The organism is Bradyrhizobium sp. 155 (assembly GCF_023101105.1).
Lineage (GTDB): Bacteria > Pseudomonadota > Alphaproteobacteria > Rhizobiales > Xanthobacteraceae > Bradyrhizobium > Bradyrhizobium canariense_D.
Genome location: NZ_CP064704.1, coordinates 7,664,618 through 7,677,773 on the forward strand (window position 1 = coordinate 7,664,618; position 13,156 = coordinate 7,677,773).

The 13,156-nt window shown below is 64.8% G+C and carries 9 protein-coding genes and 1 pseudogene; 5 read left to right on the forward strand and 5 right to left on the reverse strand.

The window, feature by feature from the left end:
• Positions 1–86: 86 nt before the first annotated feature.
• The gene (locus IVA93_RS36320) at positions 87–1,454 is read left to right on the forward strand and encodes an MmgE/PrpD family protein (RefSeq protein ID WP_018455828.1); all 1,368 of its coding nucleotides are present in this window, start codon (positions 87–89) and stop codon (positions 1,452–1,454) included.
• 6 nt (positions 1,455–1,460) lie between these two features.
• Here the strand turns inward: IVA93_RS36320 and IVA93_RS36325 are convergent, their stop codons facing one another.
• Complete coding sequence (locus tag IVA93_RS36325) at positions 1,461–2,888, reverse strand: serine hydrolase domain-containing protein (RefSeq protein WP_018455827.1); 1,428 nt, start codon at positions 2,886–2,888, stop codon at positions 1,461–1,463.
• Between the two features lie 145 nt (positions 2,889–3,033).
• Complete coding sequence (locus tag IVA93_RS36330; RefSeq protein WP_247789583.1) at positions 3,034–4,095, reverse strand: AraC family transcriptional regulator; 1,062 nt, start codon at positions 4,093–4,095, stop codon at positions 3,034–3,036.
• A gap of 258 nt (positions 4,096–4,353) precedes the next feature.
• Between IVA93_RS36330 and IVA93_RS36335 the strand changes: the two genes are divergently transcribed.
• From IVA93_RS36335 to IVA93_RS36345, 3 genes are all read left to right on the forward strand, one after another.
• Positions 4,354–5,271, forward strand: a complete 918-nt coding sequence (locus IVA93_RS36335; RefSeq protein ID WP_018455825.1) for a pirin family protein — start codon at positions 4,354–4,356, stop codon at positions 5,269–5,271.
• Positions 5,272–5,348: 77 nt separating this feature from the next.
• Positions 5,349–6,263, forward strand: a complete 915-nt coding sequence (locus tag IVA93_RS36340) for a phosphoribosylaminoimidazolesuccinocarboxamide synthase (RefSeq protein WP_018455824.1) — start codon at positions 5,349–5,351, stop codon at positions 6,261–6,263.
• A 262-nt stretch (positions 6,264–6,525) separates the two neighbouring features.
• Positions 6,526–8,742, forward strand: a complete 2,217-nt coding sequence (locus IVA93_RS36345; protein WP_018455823.1) for an SLC26A/SulP transporter family protein — start codon at positions 6,526–6,528, stop codon at positions 8,740–8,742.
• Here IVA93_RS36345 and IVA93_RS36350 read toward each other — a convergent pair.
• Positions 8,732–9,564 (reverse strand): annotated as a pseudogene (locus tag IVA93_RS36350) (alpha/beta fold hydrolase). The gene IVA93_RS36345 and the pseudogene IVA93_RS36350 sit on opposite strands and share 11 nt — an antisense overlap.
• A gap of 221 nt (positions 9,565–9,785) precedes the next feature.
• Here IVA93_RS36350 and IVA93_RS36355 point away from each other — a divergent pair.
• A complete protein-coding gene (locus tag IVA93_RS36355) occupies positions 9,786–10,727 on the forward strand; it encodes a GlxA family transcriptional regulator (protein ID WP_018455822.1) in 942 nt (313 codons plus the stop codon).
• Positions 10,728–10,738: 11 nt separating this feature from the next.
• Here IVA93_RS36355 and IVA93_RS36360 read toward each other — a convergent pair whose 3' ends face one another.
• Both IVA93_RS36360 and IVA93_RS36365 read right to left on the reverse strand, forming a co-directional pair.
• Complete coding sequence (locus IVA93_RS36360) at positions 10,739–11,458, reverse strand: hypothetical protein (protein ID WP_018455821.1); 720 nt, start codon at positions 11,456–11,458, stop codon at positions 10,739–10,741.
• A 115-nt stretch (positions 11,459–11,573) separates the two neighbouring features.
• Positions 11,574–13,067, reverse strand: coding sequence for an NAD-dependent succinate-semialdehyde dehydrogenase (locus tag IVA93_RS36365; RefSeq protein ID WP_018455820.1), 1,494 nt, complete (start codon positions 13,065–13,067; stop codon positions 11,574–11,576).
• Between the last annotated feature and the right edge of the window lie 89 nt (positions 13,068–13,156).

Here is a 13,156-nt window from a genome sequence, read left to right on the forward strand (position 1 = left end):
AAAAGCATAGCTGATGCCCGCAGCCCATGGCCGCTTGAAAGGCCAAATCAGCCCGCCTAACTTGCGCGCCAAAACGAGGAAACACGATGGCCCACGAAACCGCAACGCTCGCTGCCTATGTCTTCAATCTGAAATACGGGGATATTCCGGCGGAAGTGCTGGATCGCGCAAAGGTGCTGACGCTGGACTTCCTGGGCAGCGCCATCCGCGCCCGCAGCGAAGCGGAATCGACCCCCTCGATCCTGAAGATGCTGGAGGCGCTCGCGCTCGACACCAGGGGCGAATCCACCGTGTTCGGCGACAGCAAGACCTGGACGCCGGCGGTCGCGGCGCTGCTCAACGGCGCGCTCGGCCATTCCCTCGACTTCGACGACACCCATGCGGACTCCTCGCTGCACCCGAGCGCGCCGGTCGTTCCGGCCGCCTTCGCCATCGGCGAGATGGTCGGCGCGTCGGGCCGCGACGTGCTGACCGCGATCGTTGCGGGCTATGAGGTCTGCTGCCGGCTCGGCAACGCGCTCGACCCGACCTCGCATTATGCGCGCGGCTTCCATCCGACCGCCACCGCTGGCACCTATGGCGCAGCAGCGGCCGCCGGAAAACTGTTCGGCCTGTCCGAGCAACAGCTCATCGCCGCCTTCGGCGTCGCCGGCAGCCAGGCCGCGGGCTCGCTGCAATTCCTGGTCAATGGCGCCTGGAACAAGCGCTACCAGGTCGGAGCCGCCGCGATGAATGGCGTGATCGCCGCGACGCTGGCGCGCAACGACTTCGTCGGGGCGACGGAATCCGTGGAGGGCAAACATGGCCTGCTCGCCGGCTACACCGACGATGCGCATCCCGACAAGGCGGTCGCCGAGCTCGGCAAGACCTACGAGACCATGAAGATCGGCGTCAAACCGTATCCGAGCTGCCGCTATACCCACGCCGCGATCGACGCGCTGATCGCAATGCGGCGCGAGCACAATCTGACGCCCGATCAGGTCAAGCGGGTCGAAATCGGCCTGCATCGCAACGGCATCACGCTCACCGGCGACGCCGCGACCAAGCGCCACCCGACCTCGATCGTCGGCGGCCAGTTCTCGATGTTCTTCACCGGCGCGCTCGCGCTCGACCAGGGCTCATTTGGCTGGGACGACTACAATCGTCTTGGCGACGCCGCCATCGACGCACTCGCCGACAAGTTCGACGTAGTGCAGGACGATCGCCTCGAAATCGGCCGCACCCACCCCTTTGGCGCGCGCGTGAGTATCACGACGGACGACGGCGTGCATGAGCGGCTCTACGCCGATCCCTCGGGGGAGCCGACCTCGTTCCCGGATGCACAGGCGATGCAGCAAAAATTCTTGACGCTGGCACGCCCGGTGCTGAATGCGCGCGCGGAGAAATTCGCAGACGCGATCATGACGCTGGAGCGGTTCGATCGCGTGGCAAAGGCGACGGAGCTGGGAAGGTAAAGCACCTCAATCCATCCCCGCCACCTTCCCTTTAGCGCGCGTTGCCGCAATCACATCCCGCACCAGATCAAACACACCGTCCGCTTCCGGCGGTGAGTTCGGCGAACGGCCGAGCCGCACGATCACGAGTCGTTCCGACGGAATCACGATTGTATACTGCCCGATCGTGCCCTTGGCGAAGAAGGCATCGCGCGGCCAGCCGTGATCGACGCGAAAGGTCGCGCCAAAGCTGTCGCCCTGGTTGGTCCAGAATCCGGCGCCGATACCGACCCAGGCATTGGGCGTCGCCGACGCCGAGTAATTCACCCAGCCCTCGGGCAGGATGCGCCGGCCGCCGGCGACGCCGTCGTCGAGATAGAGCTGGCCGAAACGCGCCCAGTCGCGCGCGGATGCGAGCATCTCGCTCGACCCCTCGATCGTGCCGGCGCCGTCGAGCTGGAGCGTGACGTGTCGCATGCCGAGCGGCGCGAACAATTCGCGGCGCGCGAAGGCAAGCGCATCGGCGGGATTGCCGCCGGCGGCGTTGCGGATCAGATGCGCGAGCATGATGGTGTTGCCATCGTGATAATTCCACACGGTGCCCGGCGCGGTCGCAAGCGGCATGCTCGCTGCATAGGCGGCCATGTCGGCCTCCACGAATTTCATGCGATTGACCGGCTCGAAGGCGGAGCCAAGCGAGGCCTGAAGCGAGCTGCCGAGCGCCAGGCCCGCGGTGTGGCGCAGCAATTGATCGACGGTGATGGCGTGACGCGGATCGTCCGGATTTGTCCAGGCGGCGACCGGTGCGGGCCCGTCGAGCTTCAGTCGGCCCTGGCGCACGAGGATCCCGGTGAGAGCCGAGATCACGGACTTGGTCATGGAGAAGCCGAGCAGCGGCGTCTCCGGTCCGATGCCGTCCGCATAGCGCTCCGCGATGATGCGGCCCGACTTCATGACGACGATTGCGCGGGTGCGGCGGAATGGCGGCGATGGCGGCTCAGCGAAGGCGCGATCGAGTGCGGCTGACAGCTCCGGGCTCTGTGGCGACACGACCGCGGGCCCGGCGATCTCGGGCAGCAACGCCGGCTGCCTGTCATCCGGCGGCAACGTGACGTCGGTGATCCCTCCGCCGTGCTCGAGCGTGCAGCCGAGTCCCTCGCGATAGACGGCGTGGCTGCGACCGATGCCGAACAGCGTCACCGTAACATCCTTGCGCGCGCGATCGACCCGATAGTCCATCGCCCAGGCGAACAGACTTGCGCCCGGCATCGCATCAATGGTCTCCGTCAGGTTAGGCCTGATATCGAGGCCCGAGACAAACGTCTCCGCGCAGAGCACGTCGGCGATGAAGCCGGTGACGACCTTGGGCACGTCATGGGCGCGAACCGTGCCGAGCGCGAGGCCGGCAAAGACGATGGCGATGGTGAGAAGGACGATCTTGCGGCGGCGGGTCACGGGCTTGCTCCGGCTTGAGGCGTGTGCCGGAGACGAAGCGGCATTCACGCGATGCCCGCTCGCCGGATTTGGAAAACGGCAGAGCCGAAAGCAGCGAGACGCTCGCCGATTCCAAAATAACCTTGATATTACAGCGTGCTAAAGATTAGACGGCATTCACCTTCAGCCGCCGGTACTCCGTCGGCGTCACGCCGGTCACGGCCTTGAAGGCGCGGTTGAAGGGGCCTAGCGACTGGAAGCCAGAATCCAACGCGATGGTGATGACGGGGACCTTGGCCTGGGCGGGATCGGCGAGGGCTGCCTTGGCCTCTTCGATCCGGTGGTTGTTCAGGAACACATTGAAATTGCGGTAGCCGAGCCCCTGGTTGATCAGCCGGCGCAGCCGGTATTCGGGAATCTTCAGCCGGCCCGCCAGCACGCCGATGCTGATGTTCTCCTGGCGATAGATCCGTTCGTCCGCCATCAGCCGCATCAGGGCGTCGATGAGCTTTTGGTCGGGGGCATCCTCGCCGACAGGCTGGCTCGCCGCGATCGCGGGCGCCGCTTCCGCGGCGGCTGGAAACAGGTCGGCGCCATCGACGCGCATCATCGCATAGGCGATGGCCGCGACAATGCCGGCGAGCACGCCTGTATTGACGGTGTTGGCGACGTCGCCGACGTCACTGCCGACGACAAGGATCTGGAGCACCGCGTTCAATCCGCCATAGAGCGCGGCAGCACAGACAATGAAGATACGGACGCGGCGGCGGCGCTCGACCAGATCGGCTGACCATGAGGCGATCGTCTGCACGATCGCGAGCGCAATGAAGCCGAGCACGATCAGGTTCACCGCGGTGACGGCGACCCGGACATGTCCGCCGGGTGCGATCCAGAGACAGCTGACGAAGCTGAAGGCTGCCACCAACGCCCAGGTCAATCCGTGCCACCGGCGCAGGCGAAACTCATCGTCGAACAGCGCGCGCGTGAACAGCCAGAACACCACGATATTGCCGGTCGACAACGCGATCAGCGGCGCATGCCATGCCGGTACCAGCGATGATGTTCCGACAGAATAGCTCACAGCATGCGCGGCCGAGCCGAGCGCAAAGGCCGCACCGAGCCGGGCTGCCAGCACATTGCGGAAATCCGAGAGTAATGACGCTGCCAACACCAGCAGCAGCGCCACGGCGGCGGCGCGAAAGGCGAGCTCGGCTGCGGCTGGGGTCATCGGGTGTTGCGATGGGTCGCGGTTGACATCAGCCGAACATCCTTCGTCAGGCGTATGTTTTCAAGCACCATCCGCACCACAGCTGTCATCGTCCGGCTTGACCGGACGATCCAGTACTCCGAGACGGCCATGATTGAACGGATAGGCCGCCGCGTACTGGATGCCCCGCCTTCGCGGGGCATAACAGCGGGCTTAGCCGCGACGCTGGCGCGGAATCCTGCTAGTATCGAGCCCAAGCAATTTAGACGGAGTTTTACCATGAGCTGGCAACCCTCGAACGATCCCGTGCTCGGCGATCCCATGTCCTGCGATGCGCTCGATCTCGTCATCGTGCCGCGCACGCGCGATCTCGGCGACGGCTTCGCGGTGCGGCGCGCGTTGCCGCACGGCAAGCGGCAGATGGTCGGGCCCTTCATCTTCTTCGACCATTTCGGGCCGGTGCAGTTCGTCTCCGGCAAGGGCATGGACGTGCGGCCGCACCCGCATATCGGGCTTGCCACGGTCACCTATCTGTTCGACGGCGCGATCATGCATCGCGACAGTGAGGGCAACATCCAGGAGATCCAGCCTGGCGCGATGAATTTGATGACGGCCGGCCGCGGCATCGCGCATTCCGAGCGCACGCCGGATGTGCAGCGCGCCTCGGGGCAGAAGATGCTGGGCCTGCAAAGCTGGATCGCGCTGCCGGCCGGATCGGAAGAGATCGCCCCGTCGTTCCAGCACTACGGCGCGGGTGACCTGCCGATGGTCACCGAGCGCGACTTCACCGCAAAGGTGATCGCGGGCTCGTCCTTCGGCATCACCTCACCTGTTTCGATGGTGTCGCCGTGGTTCTATACCGAGGTCACGGCGGCCGCGGGCGCGGTCGTGCCGCTCGACCCTGATCATGAGGAGCGCGCCATTTACGTGGTCGACGGCGAGGTCGAGATCGCGAACGAGCGCTACGAAGGGCCGCGACTGCTGATCTTCCGCCCGGGCGACCGCATCACGGTGAAGGCGCTCAAGGCCACGCGGATGATGTTTCTGGGCGGCGACGCCCTGGAGGGCCCGCGCCACATCTGGTGGAATTTCGTCTCCTCCAGCAAGGAGCGGATCGAGCAGGCCAAGCAGGACTGGAAAACCGGCCGCTTCGCCGCAGTTCCGCAGGAACATGAGTTCATTCCGCTGCCGGAATAGGCTAATCCGGCTTCCGGTCGCGCGATCAGGCTCGGCCGGATGTCCCGTCGCAAGGCCTTGCTCCGAAAGTTCTGCCGATGACCACCATGCTCTCCAGCGACCTGCCCCTGCCCAAGATCGGGCGCGGCAAGGTGCGCGATATCTACGCCGTCGACGACGACCGCCTGCTGCTCGTCACCACGGACCGCATCAGCGCCTTCGATGTCGTGATGGGCGAGACCATCCCGATGAAGGGCGCGGTACTGACGCAAATCAGCGCCTTCTGGTTCAACGAGCTCGAAGGCGTGGTGCCGCATCACATGATCAGCGCCGACACCGACGAGATCATCGCCGCCGTGCCGGCCTTGAAGCCGCATCGTGCCGAGATTCTCGGCCGCGCCATGCTGTGCCGCCGGACCACGGTGTTTCCGATCGAATGCGTGATCCGCGGTTATCTCTCGGGCTCGGCCTGGAAGGAATATGCAGCAAGCGGAACGCTGGCCGGCGAGAAGCTGAAGGCGGGACTTGTCGAGAGCGAGAAGCTGGAGCCCTCGATCTTCAGCCCGGCGACCAAGGCCGAGACCGGCCATGACGAGAACATTACCATCGCAAAAATGCGCGAGGTCGTCGGCGACGAGACGGCCTACACGCTCGAGAGCATGACGCGCGCGATCTACACGCTCGGCGAGGAGCTCGCCCGCGAACAGGGCATTATCATCGCCGACACCAAGTTCGAATTCGGCCGCGACAAGGACGGCCGCATCATCCTGATCGACGAAGTCATGACGCCGGATAGTTCGCGCTTCTGGGCCGTCGATGCCTACAAACCCGGCCAGCCGCAGGCGAGCTTCGACAAGCAGCCCTTGCGCGACTATCTCGATGTCGAGCGCCGCGCCGGCCGCTGGAACGGCGACGCCCCGCCGCCGCCTTTGCCCGCAAGCGTGGTGGACGCGACCAGCAAGCGGTATCTGGAAGCATATCGCCGCGTGACGGGAAGCGAACTCAAGATCTAGTGCAGGCCCTTAGCGTCGTCCTGGACCAGCGAACGAAGTGAGCGCCGATCCAGGACCCATTACCACCGGGCGCGGTTTGGCGAAGACTGTGGCCGTCACCTCGCGGCACGACTCCTCCCTGGGATAATGGGTCCTGGCTTTCGCCAGGACGACACCGAATGGCGGGCGCTTCGGTTTCTTCCATCCGGCTTGCAAGAATCTTGTTGCGCTAAGTCTCCAGTCGTCTACCTCTCGGAGGGGAATACTCAGCGAGTGGCACGGCGTGACAGATCCAGCGATTGGCTTCACTCCGTCGACCGGGCTCAATCCGGCCCTCAAGCGCGCGCTGAACGATATATTGGGCGGGAGCGCCGCCAGCGTCCTGACCGTCACGTTCGGACTGTCCTACGCGCTGCTGATCTTCGCGGGGCCGTTGTCGCCCTATCTGTCCTACGGCATCACGGCCACTTTCGTCAGCTCCGCGGTGCTTGCGGCCGTCGTCGGGCTCGGCAGCTCGCTGCCCTTCGCGATTGCAGCCCCCGACAGCTCGACCGCCGCGGTGACGGGTATCCTGGCGGCCTCGGTGGTCGAACGCATCGAGACGGCGAACCTGTCGACGCCGTTGCTGTCCCCTATCCTGATCACGCTCGGCCTGTCGACGATGCTGACAGGATTGGTGCTGTGTGGACTGGGCCTGACGCGGCTTGGCCGCGCCATCCGTTACGTGCCTTATCCGGTGGTCGGCGGCTTCCTCGGCGCCACCGGACTTCTCATCGTCATGGGTGCGGTCCGGGTGATCACCGACCATCCGCTGCAGTTCACGACGCTGTCGCACTTCGCCGACCGCACCATCCTGCTGGAGCTCGGTGGCGCCTGCGCGATGGCGCTGGTGCTGTATCTCACCTGGCACCGCTCGCGCAGCCCGTTCGGACTGCCGATCATCCTGGTCGGCGGCGTGCTCACCGCGCATCTGGCGTTCTGGATCACCGGCGTTTCCTTCGATGAGGCGCGCACATTGGGCTGGACCTTTCAGCCACCGCCGCAAGCGGTCTTCATGCTGCCCTGGCATACCGACGATCTCGCCCGCTATCCCTGGTTTGCCATACCGGACCTGCTTGGCAATGTCGTCGCCGTCATCTTCGTCACGGCCTCCAGCACGCTGTTCAACACCACCGGCATCGAGGTGGCCACGCATCGCGAAGCCAATCTGGAGTGTGAGCTGAACGTCACCGGCGCCGCCAACATCCTGACCGGCATGCTGGGCGGCTACCCCGGTTGCAGCTCGACCAGCCGCTCGATGCTCAATTTCAGCAGCGGCGGCCGCGGGCGACTGTCCGGCCTCACCGCCGCAGCGCTGTCGCTGCTGGTGCTTGCCGTCGCACCCGAGCTGCTCGGCTTCATCCCCAAATGCGTGCTCGGCGGGCTGTTGCTCTATCTCGGCGCCGACCAGTTGCACAAATGGATCATCGAGTCGCGCAAGCGGCTGTCGAAGCTCGAATATCTCTCGCTGATCGCCATCATCGCGATCATCGTGGCCTGGGGTTTCGTTCCGGGCATCCTGATCGGCGTCATCATCGGCTGCGCGACGTTTGCGTTCAGCGCCGCGCGGGTCGAGTCGATCAAATACAGTTTCGACGGCTCGGAGTACCGCTCCTCGCTCGACCGCTCGCGCGACGACCAGGACGTGCTGCTTGCCCACGGGGGCAAGATCCAGGGCCTCAATCTCCAGAGCTATCTCTTCTTCGGCTCCGCCAACCGGCTCTACCAGCACGTCAAGCAGCTGCTGCAGGAACGCCCCGAGTGCCGCTATCTGCTGTTTGACTTCAAGCTCGTCACCGGCGTGGATTCATCGGCTGCCTATAGTTTCGCCCAGATCAAGCGCAGCGCCGGCGATCTCGGAGTCGAGCTGATCCTGGTGCATCTGTCGGCTGCGGCCGAGAAGGTGCTGCGCTCCAGCGACTTCGTCGGCGAGGGCGTCACCATCATCCCCGAGCTCGATCGCGCGCTGGAATGGTGCGAGAACGAGCTCATCTCGCAGCATCAGGAGCTGGCGCAGGAAGAAGCCAGCCTGCGTGACTGGTTCACGCGAATGCTCGGCAGCGAAGACGGCGCCGACGAGCTGATCCGCCGCTGCCAGCGCATCGAGGTCGAAGCCGGCGAGGTCATCGTGCAGGCCGGCGCCCCCGCCGATTCCATGCATTTCATCCTCGACGGCCGCGTCGGCATCATGATCCCGGCCGATCACGACCGCACCACACGCGTGCGCAGCCTCGGCCGTTACACCACGATCGGCGAGATGGGGCTGGTGTCACAGACACCGCGCAGCGCGACCATCCAGGCCGAGGTCGACAGCGTGCTCTACGTGCTGAATACGCACCAGTTCGACGCCATCAAGACCGAGGATCCAGCGCTCAGCCACAAGCTGCTGACCTATTTCGTGTCGGTCATGGCGGAGCGGCTGACCTTTGCGAACCGCACGATCGCGGTGCTCAGGCGGTAGCCCTCGCATCCAGAAACGTTCTGCAATGTGCTACGAACAAATCCGGGTATTGGAAAGGTGCGCCGTGTCCGGAGTCGGGATACAGGATGAGCTGCGCATCACTCATCGCCTTGAACATGTTGTAGGCGTTGATGCTCGGGAACATTGAATCGTCGCTGCCGTGAACAATCAAGGTGGGCTGCGCGATTGCGCGGAGGATGGACGCCTCGTCCTTGCGGGCACACCAGGTGATGATCGCCTTCGCCTGAGGTTCGCTCACACTGTCTCCGCTTTCGGGATCCCGGTCCTGTGCGCGCGCAGTCCTCGCGCGATAAAGCCCCTACCGGCGCGCTGGCTGGCCTCGGAGGGCGTAAAGAACAGCGGCAGCCTGACATCGGCAGCCCCACGGGCAAAGGCGTCGTTGACGACGGCCATCAGATGCTCCTCGCCGCCGCGCGGCGCCGCTCCCGCCACGATCATCTTGCGGACGAGCCCCGTCCCCCGGGCAGCGAGCACCTGAGCGATCATGCCACCGAGCGAGAAGCCGAGAAGATCGACCTCACCGAGATCGAGCGCCCTGATGAAAGTTTCGGCATCCGCCGCCATCCGCTCGACGTTGTCCGGCGTCGCGCCGGAGCTCGTGCCGACGCCCGCATTGTTAAAAACGATGACCGGCCTGGTTTCCGCGAGCCGGTTCACCACGGCCGGATCCCAGGAATCCATGTTGCCTGTGAAATGCTGAAGCAGGACCAGTGGCATACCCTTTGCCGGGTCGAGGCGCCTGAAGGCAAAGCGCATACCGCCGGCCTCGATGAATTCCGTTCGCGCCGTTTCAAGGGACATGCCTTTTCCTTTTTCTTGAAGTGCACGGATGGCTGCTGGCACGACGGCGAGCACTCCATATATGACGCTCGCCATATGTATGTCGTCTTCCCGCGCTCGAGGGTGGAGACGTATCAGCCGGCTTACGGCATCGACAGGACGTAGATGCCATCATTTCGGCCATCGAATTGGCGAGGGGAGCAGGCGCACAAACAGGTGGTCCGTCGCATCCAGGAGTCATCATGAGAATCGGCTTGGTTCTGTCTCCGAGCTTCCAGGCCGTCTGTTTCGGCGCCGTCGCCGCTTTCGACGTGGCGAACAAGCAGGCTGGAGAAAAAATCTACGATGTTCGTGCGTTCTCGGAAGACGGCGGGCTGGTCACCTCGTCTGCTGGGATGCAAGTCATGACGGAGCCTTTCGATCAGGCCGCTTTCGACACCCTCATCGTCGCGGCGGGCCTCGACATTCCAACCTCATCACCCGGCCTCGTCCGGCTGCTTCGCGCAGCGGCCCGGAATGCGCGGCGGGTTTCGTCGATCTGTCTCGGCTCGTTCGTGCTCGGTGACGCCGGGCTGTTGAACGGGCGGCGAGCGACCACGCATTGGCGCTACGCACAGGAGATGCAGGCCAGATTCCCGGGTTGCAATGTGGACGCCGACAAGATCTTCATTGCCGACGGCCAGATCTGGACGTCTGCCGGCATGAGCGCCGGCACCGACATGGTCGTCGGCATGATCGAACGAGATCTCGGTGCCGAGAGGGCTCGCTCCGTGGCCAAAGGCATGGTCATGTACCACAGCCGCCCCGGCGGACAATCGCAGCATTCGGTTTTGCTGGAGGTGGGAACGAGCGAAGACAGGATCCAGAAGGCCCTGAACTACGCCCGGCAAAACCTGCGCGAGAGCCTCACGATCGAAGATTTGGCCCGCGCCGCCTGTCTCAGCCCGCGGCAATTCACGCGACTCTTCCGCTCGGCGACCGGCACGACGCCGGCCAAGGCCGTCGAAGCCTTGCGCCTCGAATCCGCGAAGCTGATGCTGGAGCAGACTCGTTTGCCGATCGAGGTCGTGGCGCGCGAGACCGGCTTTGCGACCCGTGAGCGCATGCGACAGGCTTTTGTCCGCGTGCATGGCGAGGCGCCGCGGACCTTCCGCAAGGAGGCTGGGCCACTCGCCATGCTCTGACGTGCCTCAAATCAGCTCAGCCGGATATTGGACAGATCGATCGAGACGACCAGCGGCTCGGTGCTGAAGCTGCCGTCGGGTTGCCGTGCATAAATGCGACGCTTGGTCGGAAACCGGATGCCCGAGACCTCGACATAGCCATCGATCAGATGCGCGCCGGGCGTATTGCCGGCGATCTCCACGTCGTAATCGTGCCGCTTCAAGAGTCCGTCCGCATCGAAATAGAGCGTCTGCACCGCGCTGTGCGTTGCGATGTCATTTGGAAAACGGACCGCAAGACGGCGCCACAGCCCGTCATTCGTACGCACCGGCTCCAGCTCTTCTGCCTCGACTCCCGGCCAGGCGAGCACGAACGGGGTGTTGAGGTAAGTCCACATGGCGCAGCCGGCGAAATAGGCGAGCTGGAGATCGGTCCACGGCGTTTGCAGAGTATGACCTGCAAAGCTGCTGCGCGGGTCACGAAGCTCGTCGAGCACCGTGCCGTCGGCCGCTTCGAGGGCGACCCGCCCCGGCTCGAACCGCGAACGGCGGCGCTCGGCGCCGAAGGGCGAGTGGGACGCCCATTCCTGGCGCAGACCAACCGTCACGGTGGTCTGCTGAAGCGTCTCAGGCTCCCCTTTCAAGGACCACAACACGCCCCCCTGCTGAAGGTCGGCCGCGACCTGCTCGAACTGGTTCCAGCGCTGAAGCCCACCATGGGCTTCGATCGCCAGCTCACTTAGTTTGGTCATCACGTTCTCCTGCGTAGGGGCCGTTGCATTGAGCCCTGCTGCAGAGAACGTTAGGCCCTCACGGGAGGACGGCGAACGCCGTAGATGCCGCGTTTCAGGCCACGGCGACCAGCAGCTAAACCCCCGCCATCATCACATATTTGATCTCGACATATTCTTCCATGCCGTGATGCGAGCCTTCGCGGCCGAGGCCGCTTTCCTTGACGCCGCCGAAGGGCGCCACTTCGGTGGTGATCAGGCCGGTGTTGACGCCGACCATGCCGGATTCCAGCGCCTCGGCGACACGCCAGACGCGGCCGAGATCGCGGGAGTAGAAGTAGGAGGCGAGCCCGAACGGCGAGGCGTTGCACATCGCGATGACGTCGGCCTCGTCCTTGAAGCGGATCACCGGTGCGAGCGGGCCGAAGGTTTCCTCCTGCGCCACCAGCGAGTCCGGCTCGACGTCGGCAAGCACCGTCGGCTCGAAGAACGAACGCCCGAGCTCGCTGCGCTTGCCGCCGGTGACGATCCTGGCGCCGCGCTTGACGGCGTCCGCGATATGGCGCTCGACCTTGTCGACCGCTTTCAAATTGATCAGTGGGCCCTGCGTGACGCCGTTCTCGGTACCGTCACCGATCTTCATCGCCGCGACTTTCTTCGACAGCTTCTGCACGAACTCGTCGTAGATCTTGTCCTGGGCGTAGATGCGGTTGGCGCAGACGCAGGTCTGGCCCATGTTGCGGTATTTCGAGACGATCGCGCCGTCGACCGCCGCATCGATGTCGGCGTCGTCGAACACCACGAACGGCGCGTTGCCGCCGAGCTCGAGGCCGAGCCGCTTCACGCCGACGGAGGCCTGCCGGTAGAGAATCTTGCCGACCGCGGTCGAGCCGGTGAAGCCGACGAAACGCACGGCCGGATGCTCGCACAACACCTTGCCGATCGGCGCTGCATCGCCCGTGACGATGTTGAACACACCCTTGGGCACGCCGGCTCTCTCCGCGAGCGCGGCAAGCGCCAGCGCCGACAGCGGCGTTTCATTGGCGGGCTTCAGCACCACGGTGCACCCGGCCGCAAGCGCCGGCGAAACCTTTCGTGTGATCATCGAGTTCGGGAAATTCCACGGCGTGATCGCGCCGCAGACGCCGATCGGCTGCTTGATCGCGAGCAAGCGCGCATCCGGCCGCTGCGTCGGAATCGTCTCGCCATAGACGCGGCGGGCCTCCTCGGCGAAAAATTCGACATAGGCGCCGCCGATGTCGACCTCGCCGAGCGCTTCGGCGAGCGGCTTGCCCTGCTCGGAGGTGAGGATCAGCGCGAGGTCCTCGCGATTGGCGATGATCAGCTCGAACCATTTGCGCAAAATATTGGAGCGCTGCTTGGCGGTGTGCTTGGCCCAGCCCGGGAACGCGCGCTCGGCGGCCTCGACCGCCCTGGTGGCGTCATCGGCCGAAAGCTGCGGAACCTTTGCAAGCTCGATGCCGGTTGCGGGATTGTTGACGGCGAAGACCGGCGAGCCGACCCAGGTGCCGTCGATGTAACAGGCCTCCTTCAGCAGCGACGGGTCCTTCAACCGGTCGCGCAGATTGGACGTGGCGTGCTGGGCACGTGCGGCGGCGGTCGGGGTCATGGCGTTGCTCCTGCGGGGCTTTTGCGGGCTGTTCCGGTTCGGCCGGAATATAGGGAGACGCGGCGCGCAATGCACCGTCCCGCAACGCA